The sequence below is a fragment of the Pedobacter sp. GW460-11-11-14-TSB4 genome, assembly GCF_059423705.1.
The window spans coordinates 118821-138360 of the sequence record NZ_JBWKYI010000001.1 but is presented as its reverse complement, the minus strand read 5'-3'; the positions used below and the strand labels follow the sequence as shown (position 1 = coordinate 138360).

Annotated in this window: 17 protein-coding genes; 3 read left to right on the top strand and 14 right to left on the bottom strand. The window is 37.6% G+C overall.

Annotated elements, in window-relative coordinates; all coding sequences use genetic code 11:
• Positions 1-40 precede the first annotated feature (40 nt).
• The 11 genes from AC07YT_RS00665 to gyrA form a co-directional block, all read right to left on the bottom strand.
• Positions 41-574 carry a DNA repair protein RecN gene (locus AC07YT_RS00665; protein WP_145954239.1) on the bottom strand — a complete coding sequence of 178 codons (534 nt, stop codon included), beginning with the start codon at positions 572-574 and terminating at the stop codon, positions 41-43.
• A 29-nt stretch (positions 575-603) separates the two neighbouring features.
• Positions 604-1050, bottom strand: coding sequence for a hypothetical protein (locus tag AC07YT_RS00660; protein WP_145954240.1), 447 nt, complete (start codon positions 1048-1050; stop codon positions 604-606).
• Between the two features lie 36 nt (positions 1051-1086).
• Positions 1087-2046, bottom strand: coding sequence for a hypothetical protein (locus AC07YT_RS00655; protein WP_086546429.1), 960 nt, complete (start codon positions 2044-2046; stop codon positions 1087-1089).
• A gap of 14 nt (positions 2047-2060) precedes the next feature.
• Positions 2061-2246, bottom strand: coding sequence for a hypothetical protein (locus tag AC07YT_RS00650; RefSeq protein WP_145954241.1), 186 nt, complete (start codon positions 2244-2246; stop codon positions 2061-2063).
• A gap of 332 nt (positions 2247-2578) precedes the next feature.
• Positions 2579-2833 (bottom strand): hypothetical protein, encoded by a 255-nt coding sequence (locus AC07YT_RS00645; RefSeq protein WP_086546430.1) that lies wholly within the window; start codon positions 2831-2833, stop codon positions 2579-2581.
• Between the two features lies 1 nt (position 2834).
• The gene (locus AC07YT_RS00640; protein WP_086546432.1) at positions 2835-3038 is read right to left on the bottom strand and encodes a hypothetical protein; all 204 of its coding nucleotides are present in this window, start codon (positions 3036-3038) and stop codon (positions 2835-2837) included.
• A gap of 236 nt (positions 3039-3274) precedes the next feature.
• A complete protein-coding gene (locus tag AC07YT_RS00635; RefSeq protein WP_086546434.1) occupies positions 3275-3475 on the bottom strand; it encodes a hypothetical protein in 201 nt (66 codons plus the stop codon).
• 4 nt (positions 3476-3479) lie between these two features.
• Positions 3480-3710, bottom strand: a complete 231-nt coding sequence (locus tag AC07YT_RS00630) for a hypothetical protein (RefSeq protein WP_086546436.1) — start codon at positions 3708-3710, stop codon at positions 3480-3482.
• A 220-nt stretch (positions 3711-3930) separates the two neighbouring features.
• Positions 3931-5076: a tetratricopeptide repeat protein gene (locus AC07YT_RS00625; RefSeq protein ID WP_086546437.1), complete on the bottom strand. Its 1146-nt coding sequence runs from the start codon at positions 5074-5076 to the stop codon at positions 3931-3933.
• A gap of 99 nt (positions 5077-5175) precedes the next feature.
• Positions 5176-6264, bottom strand: coding sequence for a tetratricopeptide repeat protein (locus AC07YT_RS00620; protein ID WP_086546438.1), 1089 nt, complete (start codon positions 6262-6264; stop codon positions 5176-5178).
• 26 nt (positions 6265-6290) lie between these two features.
• Entirely contained in the window at positions 6291-8882 is a 2592-nt protein-coding gene (gene gyrA, locus AC07YT_RS00615) for a DNA gyrase subunit A (protein ID WP_086546439.1), read from the bottom strand.
• Positions 8883-9456: 574 nt separating this feature from the next.
• Here gyrA and AC07YT_RS00610 point away from each other — a divergent pair.
• On the top strand, positions 9457-10668 hold the full coding sequence (locus tag AC07YT_RS00610) for a TCR/Tet family MFS transporter (RefSeq protein WP_086546440.1): 1212 nt from the start codon (positions 9457-9459) through the stop codon (positions 10666-10668).
• A 272-nt stretch (positions 10669-10940) separates the two neighbouring features.
• Here the strand turns inward: AC07YT_RS00610 and AC07YT_RS00605 are convergent, their stop codons facing one another.
• Positions 10941-12293 (bottom strand): PhoH family protein, encoded by a 1353-nt coding sequence (locus AC07YT_RS00605; RefSeq protein WP_086546441.1) that lies wholly within the window; start codon positions 12291-12293, stop codon positions 10941-10943.
• 753 nt (positions 12294-13046) lie between these two features.
• On the opposite strand from AC07YT_RS00605, the gene AC07YT_RS00600 reads away from it, so the two are divergent.
• Positions 13047-15206 (top strand): FUSC family protein, encoded by a 2160-nt coding sequence (locus tag AC07YT_RS00600; RefSeq protein WP_086546442.1) that lies wholly within the window; start codon positions 13047-13049, stop codon positions 15204-15206.
• A 22-nt stretch (positions 15207-15228) separates the two neighbouring features.
• Here AC07YT_RS00600 and AC07YT_RS00595 read toward each other — a convergent pair whose 3' ends face one another.
• A complete protein-coding gene (locus AC07YT_RS00595; RefSeq protein WP_086546443.1) occupies positions 15229-16227 on the bottom strand; it encodes a PorP/SprF family type IX secretion system membrane protein in 999 nt (332 codons plus the stop codon).
• On the bottom strand, positions 16227-18644 hold the full coding sequence (locus AC07YT_RS00590) for a T9SS type B sorting domain-containing protein (protein WP_145954242.1): 2418 nt from the start codon (positions 18642-18644) through the stop codon (positions 16227-16229). The genes AC07YT_RS00595 and AC07YT_RS00590 overlap by 1 nt, the downstream gene beginning before the upstream one ends.
• Before the next feature lie 402 nt (positions 18645-19046).
• On the opposite strand from AC07YT_RS00590, the gene AC07YT_RS00585 reads away from it, so the two are divergent.
• Positions 19047-19457 carry an organic hydroperoxide resistance protein gene (locus AC07YT_RS00585; protein ID WP_086546445.1) on the top strand — a complete coding sequence of 137 codons (411 nt, stop codon included), beginning with the start codon at positions 19047-19049 and terminating at the stop codon, positions 19455-19457.
• The last annotated feature ends 83 nt before the right edge of the window (positions 19458-19540 follow it).

The window sequence follows — 19540 nt, the reverse complement described above, 5'->3', positions numbered from 1 at the left end:
AAAGGGTAGTCAAAATTTGCTACCCTTTTTAGATTAATAATTATTTCCGTGACTGAGGGGGAAACCCATAGCCATTTTGTTGTTGTGGAGGATAACCGTAACCCTGTCCAAACGGTTGCCAGTTTGGAGGCTGTTGGTAATACTGCTGTTGAAAATTAGGCTGTTCAGCCATTTCCTCATCTAAAGATTTATCCTCTTTTTTTTCAGTAATCTTTTTAGCTATCCAACGGCTAGCAACGATAAAAAGAACCATAATAACCAAACGTGTCATTGGTTTTTCAAGGAAACTAACAACTTTTTCCATAACAGTTTTGCTTTCAAGTTCGTCATGTAATTTCTCAAACTCAATAACCTTTTTTTCATATTCGGGGCTGTGAACATCTAGTTCATCCAACTCTTTACTGATTTTTTCGGCTTTCTGCTCGATAGTTCTGTTTTTGTTTTCTTTTGTTTCCATTTCACTTAAGATTTTTTGGTAATTACTGCCCAGTGCTAATTTTAGTTCTCCCATTGAATCGGATGCAACTGGGGCATACCGTTGGAATAAGTTAATTGCAAATTCTGTGATTCTCACTTGTTTGGTTTATTAGAATTTTTAACGATTTACTTTTTTTGTGTTGCCAACATAACGACCACAACAGCGGCAATACCACCACCGATAAGCCACATCATTTTATCGTCAACACCAACTTTTGTTTGTTCAGTAGCACGGCCACCTAGATAAGAAATCTTATCACCAATCATTTTTAACAGGCCGCTATCTTCAATAGACTTTTTTTCTGCTGAAATCTTGATTTCATCAAGTTGCTTCTGCATAGTGTAAGTCTGAGAATTAGGATCGTAAGTAGCGGGATCACCTGCGAAAGTGGTTTTATATTCTGTGAAAGCCTTGCTTTCAGTTTTCGCAAGCGGATTAATTGCCGCTAAATTACCTGCCTCTAATGCTTGGGTACGCTTTCCGCCTAAGATGCCGCCAGTTGCTGAACTGGCAACTTTTGCAAGGAGGTTACCAAAAAAGGTACCGCCTTTCTTTTTAGAAAATAATCCCATGTTTGTAAAATTAAGGGGCGATAAACGCCCCATTGATTAAGACGTTTTTAAATTCAAAGGCACTTTTGCGTCATCCTTGATCGCATGTTTCTCTTTCAGATTTCTTGCCTTAGCTAAAATCCTATCGGAAGTAACATAAGTGGTGTAACACACATAGTTCTTAGTATTAAGAACATTTGCAGGCTGCATTGTGAATTTAACCTTTGCCTTATCAATCTCGTCACGATCATGGATCATACGAGAATGAGGGTAGTAAAGCGGATTAGCTGTAATAGCTAAAGAATCCAAATATTTCTCAGACGCATTGTAAGCGAAATTATCGAAATGCTTTAACATTAATTCCTGTTCGTTTTTAGTCCAATCTAAACGATCAGAAGAAAGCGAACAACTTGTAAAAATCGTTTTAACCGGATTTGTCTCAAACGACATTAACGCCAAACGCAAACAGTTATCACCGATCTGAACAGTATCCTCACCTGATGAAGCTTGAATTGAAAACTGTCTGAACTGCGGAACACCAACCTCAATGCCAATACTCTGATTGGTTTCCAACTGGATCATTGAATCACTAACATCAACCTGAGCGCCAAAAGTTGTTTTAGTTGGAGTAATGGTAATCAACAATTCATCATTACCAGCCACATTAATATGGCCACCAAACCAAATAAACACAGAACGTGCGCACTCATGTTTAACGTCAGCGGCAGGCTGAACACTTGTAATACCTCTGCGCCATAAAGCGCCATTCTTTACTAAAGTGTTATAAGCAGCAAGCAAACCAAGGTTTGTGTTTAAGATGTTTACATCACCCTCGTCACGTTTAAGTTCAACTGAAATGTTAATGGCAGATGGATCAAAATCAGCATCGTCGCCATAACCAGTATCGTCAATAGTGATATTAGGATCAGCAGCCTTTAAAAAGGCAACAATGTTAATACCGTTAATAGTCTCGTTCTGCACCTTGTGCGTACGAGTTTCTCTAAGTTTAATAATCATTTAAATGATAAAGGTTATTTCTTTGCTAATAAGGCACTTATCTTATCTTTAAATAAGAATCCTGCTACAGCGAGGGCACCAACGATTAAAAGGGTTTTGTTTTTCTTCGAACGTGGTCTAAAAGACCTCGCTCTACGGTACACTACACGTGCACGGTTACGATAGCCACTAAAGCGGCTTCTCATGCTTCTACGAGCCATAAAGAACGAATTTTAAAGGGTTGAAAAATAAATAGTTAAGATTGTTTAGTTATAGTTTAAAAGCACATATAACAAGGTGCAGGAGGGGAGTAACGCCAGTCTCATTAATGAGACTAATTGCGGTATGTTATAGGCTTACCGCAAGGATTAAAAAAAATGAATGCCAAAATAAATACACGACCAAAAAATACAGCCTAGCAAGAAGAATAACAATAAATAAAATTTGTGTTTTAAAAAGCGAAGTTCCTCCTTGACATGGTCAAGCCTTTGTTTGAGAATAAAGTTTTCATCACAAACTTTACGATACTGATCAAAATTATTAAAGCCCATAACTAAAAAATTTTAAGCTTCTTATCAAACAACAAACAGTCATCGTCAGGACTTAAATAAAATCTCGGCGAATCCTTAGAACTTACACTAAAAACCAAGAAAGATTCTTCATCAGCTAATTGATAAACATCCCTTGAATAAGAGAGCATAAAAAGATCAGTAGACTTTAAATCACCAACTTTTATGCTTGTAAAATGCTGATTTACCTTACGGACAACAATAGACCTTAAAAGGCTTCCAAAATAAGTTTCTTTCATATTACACAAGTTTTAAGTTTTTGTAATTAAGCTTTTTTGGTATTGGGTGTACCTGACGGTACTGTTGAAGCAACTTCAAACCTTTATCGGCGTTATCAAAAGCACTATAAAGCTGCCAATAGATTTTTGACAAAGTTGGATTGAAAGTTTCGCCGTTAAATTTCTCCAAATAATAATCGGCTTTTTGTCGACTTGTATAGGCCATAACTACGATTTATGAAGAATGGTTAACAAGTCGTTAAATTTTCCCTGTAATCTTAAATTTCTCTGTAATTGAGAAATAGACCGACAACGGTCGGCTCCGTGCGTTAAGCAAAGCAATCGCATGCTATAACGGTTAATTAAAACTGCTTTCATGTTTAAGATTTTTTGAAATAATTATAAATTTCTAATGATGAACCGATAAAGCCGATGACTGCAAGGGCTAAACGGAGTTGTTTACTATCCATCAATGTAAAAGGCTGTTTGCTTCCCAGAACGAGCAAAGCCGACTTTCTTTTTAAGTTCACCAACACGATGCTCTAAAGCATCCATCTGATAATAATTTAAAGTTTGAAATTCGTCTATAATCCGTTTTCGGGTTGTAGCTAATAAATCCTGATAATGCTGAATGTAAACTTCTTGAGTTACAAACTGTCCCATAACTCTAAGCTTGGGGCGCTAGTGGTGCGCTTGGTGTTTGTGGTTTGTCGTTCTTTGCTGAAATCCATTTAAAGAATTTCGAAACGCCGTAAATTAAAGTTTGAACGAGAACGGCAGATGCGAGAGCAATAAACTCGCCTTTTGATTTCGGAAGTTCTGGAACCTGATCAGAGACAACCTGCGCGGTTGTTACAAAACCAAGCCCAACACTAGCGATGTGTTGAGGTAAATTCATAAAAGTAATTTGGTAAACAATACTGAATAGTTAAATCGTTTCAACTTTCACGAAACGACAACAAAGTGATCTAATGGTTTACACCCAAAAGAAAAATGGCCAGAATTCAAAGAACAATTACTTATTCTTCGTTTCTGGCCTAGTTTACCTGTCCTATAATTAATATTATGTTAAGTTGTATTTTCTAACACCTACCTATCGACTCAAATGGCCAAATAATTTACAATTCCTGAAGTTTACGGTTAAGTTCCTGTACTTTATTGGTTGCGCCCTTTTTGGTATAGATATCAATCAGCAGCTGCACAGTTTTTTTGTCGTTTGGATTAATTTCGTTAGCACGTTGTAAAGCGAATTGTGCACGGTTAATTAATCCTTTATATTTTTCTGTTTTGTCTGCATCGCTTTTACGCAAAGTTTCGTTGGCCGTATTGATATAAGCTAAACTCAGTTGATACAAGGCATCGAAATAATTCTGATCAGTTGATAAAGCTTTATCGTAAGCAAGTATGGCTGTAGCATTATTTCCACCAACTTGCTGCAGATAACCATAAAGAAAATAAAGCAATTTACTTCCTTTCTCTACTTTTAAGTTATTTTCGATTAATCCCTGCGCCTTGCTGTAATTCTCGGTATCGAGTAAAAGATTGATATAATCGTTTGTTAAAAAACGGTTAAATGGATTAAGTGCAAGTCCGTCTTCTAAGGTTTTAATGGCGGTTTCATTTTCTGATTTAACCACATACATTTGCGCCATTTTCTGAAAAACAGAAGGATTTTTAATTCCATTTTCTTTTGCGCGTTTAAAATAAGTCAAAGACTCATCATAAGCCTGGATATTTAAGGCGCATATAGCTGTATTTAAGGCTAAAGTGGTATCTGCAGGAAAATTGTCACCCACTTCTTTCAAATCAGCAAATGCTTCCTTGAAATCATTATTAAAAAAAGCTTCGTTGCCTTTTTCTTGTTTTTTGATCAGGATATTGTGGTTGGAAGCCTTAATTAAACCCGAATTGTCATCATACCGATCAAGTGATTTTGCTTTGGCAACAGCCTCAATGGCATTATCGTAAAATTTGTTGGCATTGTTAGGATCGGTATCAATTAATGCAGCAAATGAAGTCAGGTAAGATTTTATTGACCAGGTTTCGGCCCAGTTTTTTGTTTTATTATCTTTTTCTGCTGATTCAATTGACTTTAAACCTTCATTTATAATAGCAAGCTGCTTTTTCTCATCTTCTTTATTGGCAATAGATGCCTGCAGTTTACCCACCGCATTTCTGGCAATAAGGATTTGAGTTTTTTGTGCCACAGCATTAAAAGAGACGAAAATTAAAGCGATTAATGATATTTTAAAGCAATTCTGCATAAGATAAATAATGTGGTAAAATCGTAATAAACCATAAAAATAAACATAAAAAAAAGAGCCCCGAAATTTCAGCGCTCTTTTTTTAAATCGGTATCAGAATTATTGTTTAGGCAATGCGTCTAAACGTTTTTTGATCTCGTCGTAATTTTTAGTGTCATTTCTAAAAGCATAGATCGTTTTCAAGGTCTCTAATGCTCCTGCATTTTTATCGTCCACCTCTAGTGCTTTTTTGTAAAAAGGAAGAGATTTATCTAACAAAGCATTCATTTTGCCTGTTACTTCGTTAAATTCTTTCACTTTTTTAGGATCGATTTTATTTCTGTCGGCCTGTAATTTTAAAGCCTGTGTAAAATAAATATTCCCCAATAACACCTGATAGTTCGCATTGTTAGGCTCTTTTGTAGCTAATGCGATAAGCATCTGCTCAGATTTTGCGGCATCACCCCTATCAATATAAATCTGCGTTTCTGTCTTGATCCATTCTGTATTATCAGGGAATTTAGCAGATGCTTCTTTGATAGTCGCCAAAGCCGCTGTTGTATCTTTTTGTTTGCTTAAAATAGTCGTAAGAATCTCGTTATATAAATCTTTAGACTGAGGAGAATTCAAAGCAATTGCCTTTTTGAATTGGGTAATCATACCTGGATAATCTTCCACATTTCTGGCCGCAATACCTGCATTTAGATACATGGCGGTATCGTTTGGATTGATTACTGTAGCGGCCACGAATTTTGCGTAAGCTGTTTTGTAATCTTTCTTATTGTAAGCAATTACACCACCATTTCTAACGGCGTTACTGATATTGGTTTCAGCTAAACTGATATTATCTTTTTCACTTCCTTTTGTATCTAACTTTTTAGCTTCAACAATTGCATCCTGAGCGATTTTCAAATTTGCATCTGCATTTGCTGTGCTTACTGAATCCAAAATAGCCGCAGAAGAAGCAAATAAAGCACGATAAGACCATGCTTCAGGCATCACTTTAGATTTTTCATCTGCAATAGCTTTATCTGTATGAGCCAATCCTTTCGCTAAAGATTCTAGCTTCTTCGCTAATGGAGTTGATGCACTTGAAGAAGTTAACTGGAATAAACCCCAATCATTTTTTGCGGCGTTAACTTCACTTTTCTGAGCAAATGCAGAGCTTACCGCACCTGCTAGAACTATACTTAGAAATACTCTTTTCATAATTTTTATTCTAATCTTATTTTTAGTTAATTTTCTTCTTCCGTTTCGTTATCTGAATCTGCCTCTTCTTCAGTATCATCTGTTTCGGGAGTAGTATCTGCTTCTACTTCTTCGCCGTCTGTAACTACAACATCTGTTAAATCTACTGTTTCTTCTTCGTCCTCTTCGTGATCAATTTTAGTTACCGATGCAATCTCGTCATCACCTTTTAATGAGATCAAACGAACCCCTTGCGTGGCACGGCCCATTACCCTCAATGCTGATACCGGAATTCTGATTACAATACCCGAACGGTTAATGATCATTAGATCTTCGCTATCTGTAACGTCTTTAATCGAAACTAATTGTCCGGTTTTTTCAGTAACATTAATTGTTTTTACCCCTTTACCACCACGGTTAGTTACACGGTAATCTTCAATATCGGTACGTTTTCCATAACCTTTTTCTGATACTACTAACACGGTAACTTCAGGATTGTTTACAGCAATCATGCCAACAACTTCATCCTGATCGTGTGCAAGCCTAACACCGCGTACACCAGTAGCTGTTCTACCCATCGGACGAACTGTGCTTTCGTTGAAACGAATGGCTCTACCTGAACGCAATGCCATCACAATTTCGCTTTCACCATTGGTTAAACAAGCTTCCAATAATACATCACCATCATTAATATTGATGGCATTGATACCATTTACACGCGGACGTGAATAGGCTTCAAGAGAAGTTTTCTTAATGGTACCTTTTTTAGTACACATGATAATGAAATTGTTCTCTAAATATTCCTGATCCTTTAGGTTTTTAACCTTAATATAGGCCTTGATTTTTTCTTCTTTCGGAATATTGATAATGTTCTGGATCGCTCTTCCTTTACTGGTTCGCGAACCTTCAGGAATTTCGTAAACCCTCAGCCAGAAACACCTTCCGGCTTCGGTAAAGAACAACATATAATTGTGAGCAGTAGCCACCAGCATATGCTCAATAAAATCTTCATTTCTTGAGGTACTGCCTTTTGAACCTTTACCACCTCTACCCTGTGCCTTAAATTCGGTTGCCGGCGTACGTTTTACGTAACCTTCATGTGAGATGGTGATCACCACTTCTTCATCGTCGATGAAATCTTCCATGCTCATATCTTCGGCTGAGTGAACAATAGTTGTTCTGCGCTCATCACCAAATTTCTGACGTATTTCTGCTAACTCATCTTTAATGATCTGCATACGCAAACCTTCATCTGCAAGGATAGATTTTAAATGTTCGATGGTTTTCATCAACTCTGCATACTCTTCTTTAATCTTATCACGCTCTAGTCCTGTTAAACGACGAAGCGTCATATCCAAAATCGCACGTGCCTGAATATCGCTCAGTCCGAATTTTTCCATCAAGCCTAAACGGGCATCTTCAGGGGTTTCTGACGCACGGATTAATTTAATTACTTCATCTAAATGATCTAAAGCAATTAAATAACCTTCTAAAATGTGTGCACGTTTTTCGGCTTCTGCCAGCTCGTAGCGGGTACGGCGAACAATTACATCATGGCGGTGATCTACAAAATGCACAATTAAATCTTTAAGATTTAGCATTTGCGGACGGCCTTTTACCAATGCAATGTTATTTACACTGAAAGAAGTTTGTAAAGCGGTATACTTATATAGGTTGTTTAAAACGATAGAGGCATTTGCATCACGTTTAATTTCGTAAACGATACGGATACCATCTTTGTTCGATTCGTCTTTGATGTTCGATATACCTTCCAGTTTTTTCTCGCCAACCAATTCAGCAGTACGCTCAATCATTTGTGCTTTGTTCACCTGGTAAGGAATTTCGGTTACAATGATTACCTCACGGTCTTTAATGCTTTCAATTTCGGCTTTTGCACGCATTACAATACGTCCACGACCGGTTTCGAAAGCTTCTTTTACACCTGTATAACCATAAATAATACCACCGGTAGGGAAATCGGGCGCTTTTACAAACTTCATCAATTCCTCAATGGTAATATCCCTGTTGTCGATATAGTTTACCACACCATCAATTACCTCGGTTAAATTATGAGGTGCCATGTTAGTGGCCATACCTACTGCAATACCAGAAGATCCGTTAACCAATAAGTTAGGGATTTTTGCAGGTAAAACCGTTGGTTCCTGTAAGGTATCATCAAAGTTTAACTGGAAATCTACCGTATCTTTATTGATATCGGCAAGCATTTCTTCAGCAATTTTCGAAAAACGTGCCTCCGTATAACGCATTGCTGCCGGCGAGTCACCATCAATGTGACCAAAGTTTCCTTGTCCATCAACCATTGGGTAACGTAAGCTCCAATCCTGAGCCATACGAACCATGGTGAAATATACTGATGCATCACCATGTGGGTGATACTTACCTAATACCTCCCCTACAATACGGGCAGATTTTTTATGTGGTTTATTACTGGTTACACCAAGATCGAGCATACCATATAAAACACGGCGGTGTACCGGTTTCAATCCATCACGTACATCAGGCAAAGCCCTGGATACGATTACCGACATTGAGTAATCAATGTAGGCCGATTTCATCTGCTCCTCTATATTAATTTGAATGATTTTGTCGTTCTGCTGATTTTCTAAATCTTCTGCCATAAATTATTATTCTCGCTACTTAAAACGATATTAAAAAAGGGTATTACTATAACCTTGCGAATTTAACAAAATTTAGCCGAATTAAGGCATTGTGGAAAAGTTTTGACCCTGGATATAGGTTTTTTATTCCTGACGAAATTTTAATTTACTGAAGGCCAGTTTAAGGCGTTTCATGCTGTAATAAATAAACTGGGCTGGTAAGGTTTTTTAGAAATGTAAGGTTTGTGTTAGTGGCGGCCTGCAGTCCTGCTACCGCTGCAAGTCCTCGCTCGTACCTCGCTGTGGGCTTTCCGCTATATCAGGTTTATTGAAAACAAATAGTCGCACTGTGGCGGCCGCCTAAACCCTACCATAGCGGGATGCCGATTGAAGCCATATTTTTACTGTTTCGTATTGGTTTATCGGCAGAAGCGAGGGCGGGATTACATTTACCTATAAAATGCAGCAACTGCTTTCCAAAACCCTATCCATAACAATTGTAATGGAATGTTTTTTAAAGCCTGACAGGTTTGTAGAGAACTAAAATTTACAATATTAAGTAATTCTGATACTTTTGCGTTTCAAATTACATATAATGGCAAACGGAAAGAAATCTGCAATGAGTTTTATTATGGTTACCCTCCTGATCGATTTTACAGGATTTGGGCTAATCATTCCGGTTTTACCTAAACTTATACAGGATTTTACCGGAGGCGGCTTCGGTTTAGCCGCAGAATATGGTGGCTGGCTCACACTAGCCTATGCATCGGTACAATTTATTTTTTCGCCAATTATAGGTGCAATGAGTGATCGGTATGGCCGCAGACCCGTATTGTTAAGCTCTTTATTTGGCCTTGGTATTGATTATATCTTTTTAGCCTTCGCTCCTTCCATTGTTTGGTTATTTGTAGGGCGGATTATTGCCGGTATTACAGGTGCTAGTTTTACAACTGCACAAGCCTACATTGCAGATGTTTCCCCTCCAGAGAAAAGAGCACAGAATTTTGGTTTGGTTGGCGCAGCTTTTGGTGTCGGATTTATTTTAGGACCAGTTTTAGGTGGTGCTTTTAGCCATTTTGGTACCCGGGTTCCATTTATGATTGCAGCAGGTTTATCATTAGTTAACTGGCTATATGGTTATTTTATATTACCAGAATCGTTACCTGTTGAAAAACGCAGGGCTTTTGACTGGAAAAGAGCAAATCCAATTGGTTCGTTAGTCAGCATTGGAAAATACCCTGCATTGTTAGGGCTAATGGCTACCCTTTTCTTGTTATACTTTGCCAGTCACTCTGTTCAATCCAACTGGACATTTTACACCATGGAAAAATTTAAATGGGATGCCGCGTGGGTAGGTTATTCATTAGGTTTTGTAGGCCTGGTAGTGGGCCTCGTGCAAGGTGGTTTAATCAGGGTAATCCTGCCCAAAATTGGAGAAAAGAAAGCCGTTTATTTTGGTCTCATTTTATACATCATCGGTTTCATTGCTTTCGCTTTTGCCACCAAAGGCTGGATGATGTTTGCCTTTATGCTGCCTTATGGTTTAGCCGGAATCTGCGGACCAGCCATGCAGGGCTTGATTTCGAACCAGGTACCTTCGAATGCGCAAGGCGAAATGCAAGGTGTTTTAACGGGATTACAAAGTTTAGCAGCCATATTTGCGCCCTGGGTAATGACCCATATTTTTGCCTATTTTATTGAAGGAAAAGCGCCGGTTTATTTCCCAGGTGCACCATTTATATTGAGTGCAGTTTTAACTTTAATTGGTTTGTTTATCTGTTTAAGGAGTTTGAAAAAATATCACTAGTGATAAGTTAATTGTATAATGGCTATTAATTTCCCGCTGATCACACAGATTACCGCAGATTAAAATTACAAATCAGCGCTTTCGGCGAAATTTGCGGGAGAATTATATCCGCCCTCGTTGCTGAACATTACGCTAGGTTTTCCCGCAGATCTAAAAAGATAAAAAACGCAGATCGGACAGATATTGAAATGTAAATGTGTTAATCGAAAAGCTATCAAATCCGTTTAAATCTGCGGCCCTTTTTTGCTAAATCTGCAGGAAACGTACAGCATTTACAATAACTCGTTAGCCAAATTAGCCAACTCGCTCCTTTCGCCTTTATGCAAAGTAATGTGTGCGTAAAGCGGATGATTCTTTGCGTTTTCAATCAAATACGATAAACCATTACTTTCCGAATCAAGATAAGGCGTATCAATCTGGTAAATATCGCCGGTAAAAACAATTTTCGTATGCTCACCTGCCCTCGAAATAATCGTTTTCACCTCATGCGGCGTTAAATTCTGTGCCTCATCAATAATAAAGAAAATCTTGGTGAGGGTTCTTCCTCTGATGAAAGCCAAAGGTGCAATCGCTATCTTTTCGGTTACTATCAGTTCATCAATTTTTTCCGACATTTTATCGTCGCCGATAAACTGCTCTTTAATAAAACGCAGATTGTCCCAAATGGGTGCCATAAAAGGATCAGTTTTCGATTTTGCATCGCCTGGCAAAAAACCGATGTCTTTATTACTTAACGAAACAATTGGGCGGGTAACATAAATCTGTCTAAAGTTTTTACGTTGTTCTAAAGCACTCGCCAAAGCCAATAATGTTTTTCCTGTACCGGCATTCCCTTGGATACTTACCAATTTAATTTCGGGATCTAAAAGTGCGTGGATGGCAAATGCCTGTTCGATATTTTTAGGTTTGATTTTAAATATCGGATCTGTAGATACTGCAGAAATGGTTTTTAAACTATTGTTATAAAATACGTTGGCAATTTTTCTCTTGTTTTTTAAAATGTAAAAGTGATTGGCATTTTTAGGTGGCAATTCTACTTCACTCGCATTTATAAAAGGTTGTTTTTTGACTTCCTCAATAATGTCAACCGGAAAATCTATAAGTTCTGTTTTACCGGCGTAAAGCTCATCTACATTTTTAATTTTGCCTGTTTCGTAATCTTCTGCATTTAAATCTAAGGCTTTCGCTTTTAACCTCAGGCAGATATCCTTCGATACCAGCACCACTCTCTTATCAGGATATTCTTCTTTTAAACTTAAAGCGGCGTTTAAAATTTTGTGATCTGTTTTACCTTTGCCGTAAACTTCTTCCGCATTGATGGTTAAAGGCTTTTCATTTAAAACGACCTTGAATTTTCCTGAGCCGGGACTTTTTAGCGAAATCCAATCGCTGATCAGTTTTTGTTTTGAAGTTTCATCAATGAGGCGGATAAAACTTCTGGCCTCAAAGTTACGGGTATCGTTACCGCTTTTAAAATTATCGAGCTCTTCTAAAACCTGAATGGGAATGGCTACATCGTGCTCATGAAAGTTATTTATCGCATCATGATCGTATAAAATAACCGAGGTATCTAAAACGAATATCTTTTTTGATGGATTGGAGATTGATTTACCTTTTTTGGCCATTTGGTAAATTTAATATTTTAGGGATAATATGCGGAAGGATTCGCTATTCTTTTTTAATCGAAAACCTAAATTTTAGGCAAAATAAAAACGGGGTCCTTCTTCTTTCGATTCAGTTCCCCGTTTTAACTCTAAAAACAACCGTAGTCGTATTTTAAAGCATCTAATTCTTGTTACTTTGATTTTTCCGGTATCGTTAGGTTTTGCAACTTTTGCGACTCGTGAAAATTTATTTCCAACTCGCCCGTCCGTAAACTTCGTAGTTTTCCATAATCTCTGTTTGGGCCTGTGCGATTTTCTTATCGTCCAATCTTTCGATGGTTATATATATCCTTACTTGGTTTAACCCTTTCAGAAATTAATCGTTTTCCCTGTAAACGCTCCGAAACAATTTCCCTTTCGGTTCCTTATCTCTTTTGGCTCGTTTTATCAGAATTCAAAGTACTTCGTATTTGATATAAACTAATTTAGGGCGAAAACATCAATTTGTCAAGAGAAAAAGCAACGTTTTTATAAACAAAGTTATCCACCTAAAAACACTGGTTACCAACAAATTAAATCCATAAAATCATTGTTTTCATGCAGCATTACAGGTTTACTTCAGCTTTATTAACATTTTAAAAAATACACTTACAAACAATTTATAATATTTTGTTAATCAACACCTTACCTGTTTTCTGCTTAAAAGTTAAAAAAAAGCAAAAAACTTAATTTTAATCGCAACAAAAAACTTCGCTATTATGTTATTTTTGTAACATGCAGATTAGGCAACCCATTAGAAATATACAAGACTTTTTATTGAGTACGTATTTTGCCGACGGTCTCCGCATTACCATTGGTGTACTGCTCCCCTCTTTAATTTTCGCCCAGTTTGGCATGTTAAAGTATGGCATGACGCTATCTTTAGGTGCTTTATGTGTTAGTGTGGTAGATAGTCCGGGGCCTATGGTACACCGAAGAAATGCGATGCTAATTACCACCGCGCTTATCTTTACCTTTTCCATCATAACAGGTTTAACCAACAAGAACCATTATTTTATTGGCTTTTTACTGGCGGTATCGAGTTTTGTATTTTCGATGTTTTACATCTACGGTCTCAGGGCAGCATCAGTTGGTACCGCAGTTTTACTAATCATGGTATTGAGTATTGATGATGTTCGCCCATGGCAAGAAGTATTGTTACATGCTGTCCTGATCCTGGCGGGTAGCCTTTGGTACACCGGTTTAAGCTATTTTGTGTACCGCTTACGTCCCTTCCGTTTGGTACAGCAATCGTTAAGCGATTCTATTTTAGAGGTTGCCGAGTTTCTACGCGAGAAGGCCAAGTTTTACCATCAAAATAACAATTACGATAAAACCTATTCTGATCTGTTACAGCTTCAGGTTGCTGTCCACGAAAAACAGGATGCAGTAAGGGAATTACTGTTTAGAACCCGCGAAATTGTGAGAGATTCTACCCCCGAGGGTAGATTCCTTTTACTCGTATTTGTAGATATGGTCGATCTGTTCGAGCAGGTCATGTCTACTTATTATAATTACCAGCAGCTGCATGATCAGTTTGATAAAGCAGGGATATTATCAGATTATGAGATGGCCATTAAACGGATTTCTTACGCCCTTGACGATATTGCTTTTGCTTTAAAAAGTGGAGGAACTCCCGTTGTTTCGAAACGTTTGCTGATTGAGATCGAGAGGTTAAAGATCAAAATCAACGATCTGGAAAAGAATAATCAAAATCAGGAGTACAATACCCTGGGCATTATTGCTTTGAAAAACATCGAAGTGAATATCGAAAACATACTGGCCAGGGTTAAAACCATTTTCAGCTATTTTAAAATCAGAAACAGCAAAGACATCAGGCAGGCTGAGGTAGATACAGAGAAATTTATCACCAGGCAAAAATTCGATTTTAAACTGTTTACCGAGAATTTAACCTACACCTCTTCTACCTTCAGGCATTCGTTACGGGTTACCGTGGTGATGTTACTGGGTTTTATAGTTGCTCAAATCCTCAATTTTTCACATAGTTACTGGATTCTACTCACCATCCTGGTGATTTCGAAACCTGGATTTAGTTTAACCAAAGAACGTAATTATCAACGTTTAATCGGCACCACGGCTGGGGCGTTTATTGGTATGGGTGTGATTACTTACATCCACGATCGGAATACTTTATTTATAATCCTATTGATTTGCATGATAGGTTGTTATAGTTTTCAAAGGAAAAATTACGTCGTGAGTGTGTTATTTATGACGCCCTATATCTTAATTCTATTCGATTTTCTGGGCATGGGATCGATAGCACTTGCCCGTGAAAGGATTTACGATACTTTTATAGGCTCTGGCATTGCGTTATTGGCAAGTTATTCCTTATTTCCGACATGGGAGCACGAAAAGCTCAAAGAGGCGATGGTTGACATTCTAAAAGCAAACAAGGCTTATTATGACCAGGTCATTAAACTGTATTTTGAAAAAAACTACAATAGAACGGAATATAAACTGGCCCGTAAAGAAGTGTATGTAAGTACGGCAAATTTGGCTTCGCTGTTTCAAAGAATGTTTTCTGAACCAAAAAGCAAACAGTTGTTTATTAAAGAAGTGCATCAGTTTACAGCACTTAGCCATTTATTGTCTTCTTATGTTGCAACCCTTTCGCTCTACAATAAAGAGCATCAATTTATCTTCGAAAGCTTCGAGTCCTTAAAACCTATTGCCAATAACACCAATTATTTATTGGATACTTCTATTGATAACCTGGAAAAGGGAACCAGTACCATTGATAATGTGCCATTAATCAGGCTAAATGATACGGGTTTAACCATAAAAAAAGGTGAAGACCTGGTTCCGGAGCAATTCGACCTTATCCAGAAAGTAGCTTACGATATTTACAAACTATCGGTAAAAATTAAGCTTTAGTTAACGAGAAAGCATTTCAGAATTAAAACTTAGGACAAGGCACTTTAAAGCCTTTAAAATTGTTATGCCTATAGATAAAAGACAGCTCGTAGGTACGCGGTGTAGCACTCATTAATTTACTTCCATAAACCGTGTAATTAATACCAGCACTGATATTACCCATGGCTACGCCAACATAAGGATAAAATGAAGCTTCGTTAAATTTAAACCACATGCCAAAATTCAGTTTCATTTTAGTTTCATCGCCGGGCTTTAAACCTAAAACAGTACCAAAAATAACATCCTTGTTATTTTTCTGTGCATTATAAACACCTGTAAAATTTAAATCGACATTATTGTTAAGCAGGTAAAGCAAACCTAAATTAACGGTTTTACGAGCCGAAACCACATCGCTGCTGTTGCTTAACATGGCCTCCTGAGGTTTTGTTAAATGATATTGTGCATAACCTACAGCCACACTCCAATAATCGAAATTAGCCGCGAAATTAGCGCCAATATTTAAATCGAAATAGGAGGTTTTATCGTTCTTTAAATCGAGGTAGTTTGGCATCGAACTATCAAAACCACCCCCGCCATTATATTGAGAGGCAAAGGTAAGTTTATTGTAATCTAAATACTTCGAAACATAAGAAAGCTGTGGGGCTAAACCAAATTTAAAACGATGCTCTTCATCCATGTATTGATAGTATGAAACACTGGCACTGATGTATTGTGATTTTAAGGCTTTATTTAAAGATTCGTCAAACAAACCACTTAAGCCTAAACTGAAATAGCTGTTGATGAAATTTTCGTCGTCCACCAGCTTTACATCGCCAGATACACTGTAGGTATTATAAGGATCGCCTAAGTTGCCCCACTGTTGCCTTGTATTGGCTGCAATTCTATAATCGCCATCAAAAAAACCTGTAAATGCAGGATTTAGACTTAAAGGTGCAGCGAAGTATTGCGAAAACTTCGGGTCTTGTGCCCAACAACATATTGTAGTGAGGCTTAAACATAAAATGAGAAGCGATCTGTACATTATAATATGAGTATAGTTTTTCCTTTTGATTGAATTTTACCACCGAAGATATCAATGCCTTCTGCAAACCAGGAAAATGTTTCCAGCGGCTGCATTTTACTTTTAAACTGTCCATCCCAGCCTCCATTGGCCAAATCGGCACTCTGATAAACTAAAATTCCCCATTTGTTGTATACCTTAAAACTGATTAACTTCTGAATACCCACTAAAAAGGGATACAAACGGTTATTGGTTTCTTTCTGTGGTGTAAACGCCGTTGGAACAACGATTTTCGGCTGTGGCAAAATCTCCACTTCGATTGAAGCAGACGCTGTACAGCCTTTTTCGTTCTGTACAGAGATGTAATAAATCCCAGCCCTGTTCACTTTTGTAGGATCAGGTAAAGGTCTTTTTAAATTGGCATCTTCGAAATACCCAGCCTTTACAAACTCGCTACTTCCTTTGGTAATTTCTTTTGCCGTTAAATCGACAAATCCATTATCAAAAACAGCCTTGGGCTTATTGAGTACAATGGTTGGTGCGGTATTGAAGCTTACCTCTATTTTACCAGAAGTAAAGCAGCCACCATCATTCGAAGCTTTAACATAATAAGTTCCTGCCTTTGCAATGGCTTTAGGAGAATTGATCTGATTAGTTAGTGCTTCGTCGTAGAAATACGAATAACTCAAATGATCTCCTGATCCAACGTAAAGCGCTGGATTAGAAATGTCTATTTTGTCTGGATAACATGCTGTTTCAGGATTTTTGATATGGAGCACCGGCATGTCACTAATCGTGATTTCAATCTGATCACTCACCGTACATCCGTCCGCATTGGTTGCTTTTACATAATATGTACCAGATTTATCAACCTGCCTAGGATCTGTTAAGAGATGAGTTAATTCTTTATCTGTATAAAAGCTGTATTTAAAGGTAACATCACTCCCTGAGAAATAATTTGCTGCAGTAATATCCACTTTCGCGCTAATGCATACAGGTTTCGGATTACTTATTTTTAAAACAGGTTTATCTTTAATGGTAACATCAATTGAAACAATTTTGCTGCAACCAAATTCATTGGAAAGTTTAACAAAGTACCGGCCAGATACAGCAATATGCTGTGGATCGGCAATCGAATTTGTGGCGGCCTCATCGCTAAAATAAGACTTCGTAATCCCACTTAATTCACCAAGGTATAATTCGGGTTTTGTAATATCTACGCTTTCTGTGTAACAAACCGCACCAGGATTTTTAACGGTAATATTCGCTGCATTAAATACCGAAATATGAATGGGAACTACACTTTCACAACCTTTATTATTGGCAGCCTTGATGTAGAAAGTTTTATCCGTTAGTATTTTTATCGGTCCACTGATCTGTTTGGTTAAATCTTTGTCCTCGTAAACCTGATAGGTAAAATCATCGGATTTATTTAAGATGTATTTGGCGCTTAAAAGATCAATTTCAGCATTTTGGCAAACTACATCCTTTGCTAAAACTTTAAGTTCGTAATCTATACCATGAATTAAGGTGCTAATGGTGCTTGGGCAGCCAAAACCTGTATAAGGCACCAAATCCAGCACTACCTTGGAACCATTAACAGGTTTGGGTTTTATACTAATAGATTGACCTGAACCGTATTTAACCGATCGGTCTTCGTTATACCAGTTGTAAGTCTGAAAACCGCTTGGCCCTGAAAGATCAAGTGCATTGGCACTCGCACAGTAAGTATTTCCTGTGATCGGATCTCCGCAAACATTATTGATATCAACATAAGCATAACCAAAATGCGCTCCCCGCGAACAATCGGTACTCACAAATTCTATTAACAGCTGTTTGCCCTGATAGCCAGATAAATTTATGGTTACCGGCGACCAATCTTTGTAAATTACGCCTTCATAATCGGCGGATTTTTTAAAACCAGGCAGCGATGAGGTAGAAACATATTCGAAAGATGCGCAAGGGATATATTCATTTTTCGCTACATCTTTTATTCTTGCGATAAAACGGGGTTGCTCAAAGGGTTCATGTATAGGATCTTCCAGTACCACCGCATATTGATAGGTTAAGGTAAATTCTGGTCGGTCTGTCGGGACTGTCATCAGGTATGAAATTCCATCAATCTGACCGCCCGTTACGTTATTCCCTAATTTAACGGAGAAGTTTCCTCCTGAAGGTGGAATTAAAGGAAAACCACCATACGGATCCGTTAAATTTTTGTTGTTGATAATAGTATGCCTTCCGGAAACTGGTTTGGCCACCTCATTCATGGTTACCACATTCTGATTATTCTCGATTGCAATTGAACCCGCATAAATCTTCCAGTTCTGAAAATTTCCATTCTCAAATCCAATATTCTCCGGACAGGATTGTGCACATAATTTGGCTGACCAGGTAAAACTTACTACGATCAGCATCAAAAGCAATCTACTAATCAAAGTTGGGACGATTTAAATAGTTACGAAGTAAAAATATTGTTTTAGTGTATCCACAGTTATAGTGTCAGCTTAAAGTCATGGTTTTTTACACGAAACGGTTGCGTTATAAAAAAGTGTTTACAAATACTATACTTTATCGATCAAAGAAACAAAGAACGCAACAGGCTGATAATAAGAAACATACAATCATCCTGTAACTATTTATAAATTACAAAACAATACTTTTACTAAACTTTGATGCAGGCATAAAATCAGATGAAATACTTATTTTTTACATGAAATGGGCATTAAATGTTTACACTAAGTCCATTTACGCCTTTAATGGTATGTTTAGGCAGTCTTTTAGCTGACTAAAAACAAAGACAGGTGTAGTTTGTTAGAGTAATCAAATAAGAAAAAATTATGGAAAAGCTATATACAGCTGAAGTTACAGCTACTGGAGGAAGAGACGGGCACATTAAATCGAGCGATGGAATTTTAGATTTTGATTTAAGAAAACCAAAAGAACTGGGCGGACAAGGTGGCGCAACCAACCCTGAAGAACTATTTGCTGCAGCATGGGGGCCTTGTTATTTAGGTGCACTAGGCTCGGTTGCAGAACGTGAGGGTGTTGACATTAGTGAGGCCAATGTGAAAGTATTAGTTTCGTTTAATAAAGATGGAAACTCCTTTGTGCTATCAGCAGACCTGGATGTTCACATTCCTGGAATTTCGCATGAGGAAGCACAGGCTTTGGCTGATAAAGCACATAGGGCTTGTCCTTATTCTAAAGCGACAAAGGGAAATATTGAGGTAAGAGTTACTGCGGTATAGTGTAAGTCGGGTGTTAACCTCTGAATGACTAAATGCTAAAATTTCAAATTGTATGAGATAGAAATATCTGACCTTAGGAATAA

What these genes read in the sequence shown, in the direction of transcription:
- gyrA (WP_086546439.1), bottom strand. Translation starts at nt 8,882, where the DNA reads ATGGCAGAAGATTTAGAAAATCAGCAGAACGACAAAATCATTCAAATT.
- AC07YT_RS00625 (WP_086546437.1), bottom strand. Translation starts at nt 5,076, where the DNA reads ATGCAGAATTGCTTTAAAATATCATTAATCGCTTTAATTTTCGTCTCT.
- AC07YT_RS00620 (WP_086546438.1), bottom strand. Translation starts at nt 6,264, where the DNA reads ATGAAAAGAGTATTTCTAAGTATAGTTCTAGCAGGTGCGGTAAGCTCT.
- AC07YT_RS00640 (WP_086546432.1), bottom strand. Translation starts at nt 3,038, where the DNA reads ATGGCCTATACAAGTCGACAAAAAGCCGATTATTATTTGGAGAAATTT.
- AC07YT_RS00630 (WP_086546436.1), bottom strand. Translation starts at nt 3,710, where the DNA reads ATGAATTTACCTCAACACATCGCTAGTGTTGGGCTTGGTTTTGTAACA.
- AC07YT_RS00645 (WP_086546430.1), bottom strand. Translation starts at nt 2,833, where the DNA reads ATGAAAGAAACTTATTTTGGAAGCCTTTTAAGGTCTATTGTTGTCCGT.
- AC07YT_RS00650 (WP_145954241.1), bottom strand. Translation starts at nt 2,246, where the DNA reads ATGGCTCGTAGAAGCATGAGAAGCCGCTTTAGTGGCTATCGTAACCGT.
- AC07YT_RS00610 (WP_086546440.1), top strand. Translation starts at nt 9,457, where the DNA reads ATGGCAAACGGAAAGAAATCTGCAATGAGTTTTATTATGGTTACCCTC.
- AC07YT_RS00660 (WP_145954240.1), bottom strand. Translation starts at nt 1,050, where the DNA reads ATGGGATTATTTTCTAAAAAGAAAGGCGGTACCTTTTTTGGTAACCTC.
- AC07YT_RS00635 (WP_086546434.1), bottom strand. Translation starts at nt 3,475, where the DNA reads ATGGGACAGTTTGTAACTCAAGAAGTTTACATTCAGCATTATCAGGAT.
- AC07YT_RS00655 (WP_086546429.1), bottom strand. Translation starts at nt 2,046, where the DNA reads ATGATTATTAAACTTAGAGAAACTCGTACGCACAAGGTGCAGAACGAG.
- AC07YT_RS00605 (WP_086546441.1), bottom strand. Translation starts at nt 12,293, where the DNA reads ATGGCCAAAAAAGGTAAATCAATCTCCAATCCATCAAAAAAGATATTC.
- AC07YT_RS00595 (WP_086546443.1), bottom strand. Translation starts at nt 16,227, where the DNA reads ATGTACAGATCGCTTCTCATTTTATGTTTAAGCCTCACTACAATATGT.
- AC07YT_RS00600 (WP_086546442.1), top strand. Translation starts at nt 13,047, where the DNA reads ATGCAGATTAGGCAACCCATTAGAAATATACAAGACTTTTTATTGAGT.
- AC07YT_RS00585 (WP_086546445.1), top strand. Translation starts at nt 19,047, where the DNA reads ATGGAAAAGCTATATACAGCTGAAGTTACAGCTACTGGAGGAAGAGAC.